General features: G+C 58.9%; 8 protein-coding genes. 3 read left to right on the top strand and 5 right to left on the bottom strand.

What is annotated here, in order from left to right; genetic code table 11:
* Positions 1-615: 615 nt before the first annotated feature.
* Entirely contained in the window at positions 616-1509 is an 894-nt protein-coding gene (locus tag NKH05_RS31515; protein ID WP_352590885.1) for an ATP-dependent DNA ligase, read from the bottom strand.
* A 61-nt stretch (positions 1510-1570) separates the two neighbouring features.
* Positions 1571-1816 carry a KTSC domain-containing protein gene (locus tag NKH05_RS31510; protein WP_352496485.1) on the bottom strand — a complete coding sequence of 82 codons (246 nt, stop codon included), beginning with the start codon at positions 1814-1816 and terminating at the stop codon, positions 1571-1573.
* A 147-nt stretch (positions 1817-1963) separates the two neighbouring features.
* Here NKH05_RS31510 and NKH05_RS31505 point away from each other — a divergent pair, with 147 nt between their 5' ends.
* Positions 1964-2773: a thermonuclease family protein gene (locus NKH05_RS31505; RefSeq protein ID WP_353026937.1), complete on the top strand. Its 810-nt coding sequence runs from the start codon at positions 1964-1966 to the stop codon at positions 2771-2773.
* A 24-nt stretch (positions 2774-2797) separates the two neighbouring features.
* On the opposite strand, the gene NKH05_RS31500 is transcribed toward NKH05_RS31505, so the two are convergent.
* Positions 2798-3373, bottom strand: coding sequence for a PIN domain-containing protein (locus tag NKH05_RS31500; protein ID WP_502900433.1), 576 nt, complete (start codon positions 3371-3373; stop codon positions 2798-2800).
* On the bottom strand, positions 3369-3815 hold the full coding sequence (locus NKH05_RS31495) for a helix-turn-helix domain-containing protein (protein ID WP_352496483.1): 447 nt from the start codon (positions 3813-3815) through the stop codon (positions 3369-3371). The genes NKH05_RS31500 and NKH05_RS31495 overlap by 5 nt, the downstream gene beginning before the upstream one ends.
* 324 nt (positions 3816-4139) lie before the next feature.
* Between NKH05_RS31495 and NKH05_RS31490 the strand changes: the two genes are divergently transcribed.
* A complete protein-coding gene (locus tag NKH05_RS31490) occupies positions 4140-4511 on the top strand; it encodes a hypothetical protein (protein WP_352885562.1) in 372 nt (123 codons plus the stop codon).
* A gap of 738 nt (positions 4512-5249) precedes the next feature.
* Here the strand turns inward: NKH05_RS31490 and NKH05_RS31485 are convergent.
* Positions 5250-5459 carry a hypothetical protein gene (locus NKH05_RS31485; RefSeq protein WP_352496201.1) on the bottom strand — a complete coding sequence of 70 codons (210 nt, stop codon included), beginning with the start codon at positions 5457-5459 and terminating at the stop codon, positions 5250-5252.
* 372 nt (positions 5460-5831) lie between these two features.
* Between NKH05_RS31485 and NKH05_RS31480 the strand changes: the two genes are divergently transcribed.
* A complete protein-coding gene (locus tag NKH05_RS31480) occupies positions 5832-6125 on the top strand; it encodes a rhodanese-like domain-containing protein (RefSeq protein ID WP_352496202.1) in 294 nt (97 codons plus the stop codon).
* Positions 6126-6221 lie beyond the last annotated feature (96 nt).

Here is a 6221-nt window from a genome sequence, read left to right as displayed (position 1 = left end):
GCCTTCCAATCTCCTCCATGACGATGTGAGGTGCAAAAGAGCAAGAGCCTGGCGCAGCATGGAGTGTGTAATGCATCAATTCCTCCGAAAACCGCATCTTACCCCCCATCACGTCGGGTGCGAACCCGTTTTCCAAGAAGCGGGATGAGATCGGAGTAACTAGCAGGTGGTTCGATTGGAACAAGCCGACGATCAGGACAGTCCCGCATTCGCGGGCAAAAGCCAAGCACGCGAAAGAACCGGCCTGCAGCTCGTTCGCATAGCGATCGAGCTAACCTGCCCCGCCGGCGTGCTGCCGAGCGAGCAGGCGGTCAACGCTCTATGGACCGCTGCCGGTGCATGAGGGCGAGGCGCTGGCAAAGGCGATTATTGAGACGGTCGAGCGACTGACCCGCTGCCCCAATTGAGGTGCGCCCCAGCACCGTCGCTCCGATCATCGGGACCCAAGTCTGACCTGACTGCTCAATGGTCCGGTGCACGGGCGGCGTCGGGAACTGCCGCATCCCATTCATAGTTGGTAGCGTCATCTCCGAAAGGAGAAATCGGAGCAAGAAAAGTCCCTTCATTGCGCTGATGGGGGCCCGCCGGCCATTGCTGGATTTGGCAGGCGGGCCCTTATCTCCCCGGACGCTCCGGATCGTCGCCGAAGCCAAGCAGCGAAGCGTGGCGTATATACCTGTGCTCGCCACGAAGATGCTTGATCCGTAGCTTCACGCCTGGCTCAACCCACAGCGTCGCCGGTCGCTTCTTGATGCCGCCCGGAGGTGGGCCGGCATGTTCCTTGACCCGCTTCCACAGCCGCTCCTTCATGTCGCGCCCCAACGAGATGAAGGCTGAACCGACATACTTTCCGGTGTCGGGATGCGCGAGCAAGGCGAACGCCGCCTTGCCCGGCTCGCGCCCGACGCCTAGCAGTTCGAATTCCTCGACCGTCCAGCTCTTGGTCTTCAGCCAATTCAACGTCGGGCCACTCCGATACGGGCTGTCGGCGCGCTTGGAGACGATCCCTTCAAGGCCAGCCTGGTCAGCGAGGTAGAAAATCGACTTGGCATCACCGGGTAGAGCCTCGCTGAACTGGATGCGGCTGTTCGGCTTGATGATGCCAAATAAAATTTCCCGGCGCGCCTTGCAGCCAACGTCGCGCAGATCGTGGCCGTCAAGATGCATGATGTCGAAGGCGCCGAGGATCGTGGCGTAGCGATCGCTGTGTACGGCTTTCTGTAGTGCGTCGAAATCGGGCAGGCCATTCACGCCCGTGACGACCGCCTCGCCCTCAAAGATCGCGCTCTTGACGTCGAGATCCCGCGCCGCCTCGATGATGCCGGTGTATTTCCTCGTCCAATCCGCTCCGCTGCTGCTGAAGGCGCGAATATCGTCAGGGCTGTTTAAGATGATCTGGGTTCGGTAGCCATCGAGCTTGATCTCGTGAATCCAGTGTTCACCCTCGGGTGGCTTTGCGACCAGCTTGGGCTCCATCGGACGGATAAACGCCAGCCTCGCCCCGTTCATACAAACTCCACGCCACACCAACCCGATTCAATAAACTTTGAACGTTTCGGTTCCGCGAACCTCAAAGCCCGCGTCTCTGGAGGGAGGAGACGCGGGCAGATCGGATGCCATACCGATCTCGGTAACGGAAGTGATTGCGGATATGGTCGTTGAAGTAGCGGCCCTTGGCGAATGCAGCTCGGAACGCGGCGTAAGTTTCCGGTGGGACGTCCTCGAATACGTACCCTTTTCCGCTGGCCACGAACCACACCGAGAGGGTTTTGCTGCCGGGATCATATTCCGTTTTGCGGATCGAGGTAGATGGCATGACCGCGGCTCAATAAAAGCAGTCAACGATCAGAGAAGCGGTGGCGTTCCTGGGTCAGTGCGGTGCGCCGGCCAAGAACCCGACCGCCGTCGGCTCTAGACTTGGCCGTCAATTAGAAGCACTCTGCCCCTCAAGAGGAGACAGGGGTTGGGCAAGTCTCGCTATAATGGTCGAACCGACCAGTGGCGTAAGCCGGGGCGCGTGCGCCAACTGGCTGGCGTTCCGAAGCGGCTCGTGTTCGTGGCCTTGGCGGCGATGGCAGCCTACGTGACGCAGTTCGTCATGCAGCATAGCGATCCTGTGCCCGAGCTCAACGTATCAAACTGGATCGGATCAAAGCCGGCGCCGATCGCCGGTGTCGCGTCTGTCATCGATGGCGATACGATCGGCCACGGCCAGCGCATCCGCTTCAACGGCATCGATGCGCCCGAGAGCCGGCAGTACTGCAACGACGCGAACGGTTCTGAGTATTCCTGCGGGCGACGGGCCGCTAACGCGCTGGACACGTTCCTGGCCGCCTCGAGGCCGGTGCAATGCAGTTTCGTCACTTGGGACCGCTACGGCCGCTTTGTCGGCGATTGCTGGCGGGCGGACGGCTCCAGTGTCGCCTCATGGATGGTCGAGAACGGCCAGGCGCTGGATTGGCCGCGCTACAGCCACGGCGCGTACGCGGAGCAGCAAGCAAAGGCAAAGGCGGCGAAGGTCGGTCTGTGGGTCGGAACGTTTCAGGCGCCCTGGGAGTGGCGGGCGGCGCACGCCGATAGGGCGACGCCCAGCCAGCCGCTTGGCCTCGTCAGCCGCAAGTTGGTCGCGCAGAACGGTTACTCATGCGAGCCGCGGCGAACGTGCAAGCAGATCAGTTCGTGCGACGAGGCCCAATGGTATCTTAGCAACTGCTCCTGGGGTGGAAAGTTGGACCGCGATAGCGACGGCGTGGCATGCGAGACGCTGTGTTAATGTGCCGAGTGCGAACGGCTGCGACTAAATGACGGCGGCGTAGTGTCGGAGTTCGGCCACGGTTTTGGTGAGCCCTTGCCGTTCGAGGGTGTCGAGGTATTCCTCTGCCGTCCTAGGAGGGTTTTTCAAGCGCGCGCGACAGCGTTGCGCCGCCACAACGACCGCAGCTGTGTTCAGCCCGAACTGATGGAACAGAAATTCGTCCGGATGCAGGAGCTCTAGCTGGAACTTCGCTAGGTAGTCTCGCGGAAAGTCTTTTAGATTGAAAGTGATGATGGCGTCGCAAGCCGTGTGGATGGCGGCTGCAAGAACATGTCTGTCATCACCGTCTGGGAGCTTCAGGCCTTCGATCAGATCCTCGTAGCCTTCGACCGAGCAGTCAGGTACAGCCTGATTCATCAGCTGCTTCGTCCGCAACAACTGCTCTGGCTTAAGGTCCTTGCGGTCATTAAGGACGTTACGAATCCATTCGTCATGAATGCGCTCGGTCCATTTCGCACGGAACAGCCCTCCCGCTGCGAGCTCCATGAGGAAGTCTCGCAGCGGGGCTGGGTACAGTGCGCAGGCGTCAAGAATGACGGTGTAACTGGACTTCCTAATAGCCCATCCCCAAGTCTTGCGCTTGGGCAGCTAGTTCGTCCATTACACGCTGACGCTCTTCCTCAGTTGACTTGCGGAACGCATCTAAATCACGGAACTTAACTCGACGATGAGTTCCTACCATGTGGAACTTCACCTTGCCCTCCTCGAGAAGTCGAACAAGATAAGGACGTGACACGTTCAGATAGTCAGCGGCTTCCTGTGTCGTCAGTTCGGCATGGATTGGGAACAGGGTAACGGCGTTACCCTGCGCCATTTCGGTCAGCAAATGATAGAGAAGATCATTCACTGCCTTAGGAAGGCGCAGCATCTCTCCTCCATCCACTTGAACGCGCAATTCAGCGCCCTCGTGTTTGGCTCTAGAAAGGTGGCGGCTGGCCTGCGCAGCCAATTCGGCGTCGTCGGCCGAAGGCAATATCGGTCGTTCGAGCAGCGTTGTCATGGTCGTCTTCCCTGTGTTCAACGGATATAGCACCGCGAATCAACAATCGCAATGTCCGAAATAACCGAAACAAGTGAACGAACCGTCACCTCTTTGGTTCCCGTTCCCCGCAGGTGCCGATCTTCGCTCGCCGGAGCCACGCCCCTGACGTTTCCAACTTGCCAAAAGCCGTTTATGTGGGAAGGCAGTGTGGGACGGCCCAGAGGTCAGCCCGTGAAAAGGACGTAAGTGATTGAAAACCTTAGCGCACCCGACAGGATTCGAACCTGTGACCTCTGCCTTCGGAGGGCCCTGCTGGTTGATCCTGCCCGGAGCATCAGACTAATGATCGCGCTTCCTTCCGGCCTTTTTCTAGCCGGCAGCCCGAGATGGTCCTACCGTGGTCAGAACCCCCTTTTAGTCTTGCGCGAAGTCGCCGTAGAGATGCGTGACGCCCCGGTATCGACTGATGTTCTCAATGAAGATTGCCTTGCGGAACAGCTCCGCGAGCGCATCAGAGAAAAGGCCGCCGGTCACCGCAACGAACGCGCCGGCCTTCAACTGGTTCGGATGGCGATCGAACAGACATGTCCAGCTGGCGTCCTGCCGAGCGAGGAAGCCGTTTTGCCCGTCCATGAGGGAGAAGCGCTTGCCAAGGCCATCATTGAAACCGTCAAGAGGCTAACCGCTCAGTCGGCCACTCCGTCGTTGAGATGAACGATCGCGTCGAGGATCGCCTAATGAACGCTGCCGGTGTCTTCCTCAATCTCGGTGCTGCTGATGCCTGGCGGCTTGGCGTCTTCGAACGGCTTATGCGTTAACTCGCTCATCGGAATCAAACGTGGGCACAGACGTTTCGGGCGGGTCGAACCCTATCCACTTTACAAGGAGTTCGTCCCGCGGGCGCTCATGGCGAACTAGATTGTGACGCGCATTAGGCTGCTTCTTCTCGGTATCCTGCAGCTTATATTTGCCAGAGTTGGACAGCGCAAGATTTCCAAGTCCGAAGCGGCCGAGCGAGGAACAAGGTCCGGATCCAGGGCTTCGGTACCTGAAGGAGCCTCACATGGGCGAGGACAGGTCAGACCACGAGCGATTGAAGGATTTCAGGCGAAGTTCCTAGCCAAGGAAACTGGCATAACGGAGACTCAAGCGCGCGAGCTGATTGAAATGATCGGAACTGACCACGCGTCATTGCTACGCGAGGCGCGCTTACTAAAGACCGGCCAAAAACCGCCAGGATAGAAGCTACGCTTCGGCTCTCAATTCAAAAAGGCCCGCCAGCAGAAGCCAGCGGGCAAGGGGTAGACTGTCCGGGTTGGGGTCAGCCCCCCAGTTTGGGATAAAAGTCTTCTGTGACATGCGCATCGGCCGAACAGATGAGCATCTCCGCCCTTTCGGAGAAGTTACGGGAATGATGGAAGCCCAACCGATCCATTGGGATCTGTCAATCGCCTACCGTCCAAGCGGCTGTCGGGAAGCCGACAGAAGTTCTTCCTCGTCCACTAGCCCGGCCATGTAATTTGCAATGATCCGGGACGCGAGCGCTTGACGTTGATGCTCAGATTGAGCGTCGACCTTCAACCGATCGAAAACGCGGCCCAGCAGCGCCATCTCGGATGGCTTGAAAACACCAGCATTTTCGGCTTTTCGATGTATCGGCATGACAAACCCCCTTCGCCACAGGATTTTGTCCGTGCAGAATTACCATACACCTAAATCGCCCCCGGGTTCCTGAAACCGCAGGCGCGGAAAACGACAGAAGCTCTAAAGGGTTTCGACCGGTCAGGTCATCCCCCGTCGCTATCGCTCGCGACCAGACGGTAGCGGAAGTTGTTGCGGATCTGGTCGTTCAAATAGCGGCCCTTAGCGAACGCGGCCCAAACGCGGCAAAGGTCTCCGGCGGTACGTCTCCGAGCGAAATCGCACGCGAACCACTTCTCAGCCGAATTTACCTTCGAAACGGACTGTTGGGATGTTCATGATGCGCTGTCGCGCGAACCCGATTTCGTCCTCCTCGATGTCCGCAGCCCTTCGATGTTCGCCCAAGGTCATATCCCCGGGGCCATCAACTTGCCCCATGGCAAGATTGTCCGCTCAAAGCTGGAGCGCTGGTCCGACCAAATCGTATTCGTCACCTACTGCGCCGGCCCTCATTGCAACGGTGCCGACCGGGGGGCGCTTCGCCTTGCGGAGCTCGGTCGCCCGGTGAAGATCATGGCTGGCGGCGTTACGGTTGGCTCAATGAAGGCTTCGAGTTGGCGAAAGATTCAGACACGTGACCATTGCGATCCGAGTTGCATCGCCAGGCGATGCCGCTCGGCTTCATGAACTGATTGTGGAGCTTGCTACGTTCGAACGGAGCGCCGCATCTTGCACTGTCCGAACTGGAGAACCTTCTTCGAGACCCGGTCAAACTCCTCGTTG

Origin of the sequence: Mesorhizobium sp. M1399, from assembly GCF_040317735.1 — a bacterium.
Classification (GTDB): Bacteria; Pseudomonadota; Alphaproteobacteria; order Rhizobiales; family Rhizobiaceae; genus Mesorhizobium.
Note: the sequence above shows the minus strand (reverse complement) of the source record. Positions and strands in the feature narration are given on the sequence as shown.

Bases quoted from the DNA above. Each gene is read 5' to 3' on its own strand.
- NKH05_RS31515 (WP_352590885.1), bottom strand. From the start codon at position 1,509: ATGAACGGGGCGAGGCTGGCGTTTATCCGTCCGATGGAGCCCAAGCTG.
- NKH05_RS31490 (WP_352885562.1), top strand. From the start codon at position 4,140: ATGATCGCGCTTCCTTCCGGCCTTTTTCTAGCCGGCAGCCCGAGATGG.
- NKH05_RS31485 (WP_352496201.1), bottom strand. From the start codon at position 5,459: ATGCCGATACATCGAAAAGCCGAAAATGCTGGTGTTTTCAAGCCATCC.
- NKH05_RS31495 (WP_352496483.1), bottom strand. From the start codon at position 3,815: ATGACAACGCTGCTCGAACGACCGATATTGCCTTCGGCCGACGACGCC.
- NKH05_RS31510 (WP_352496485.1), bottom strand. From the start codon at position 1,816: ATGCCATCTACCTCGATCCGCAAAACGGAATATGATCCCGGCAGCAAA.
- NKH05_RS31480 (WP_352496202.1), top strand. From the start codon at position 5,832: ATGTTCGCCCAAGGTCATATCCCCGGGGCCATCAACTTGCCCCATGGC.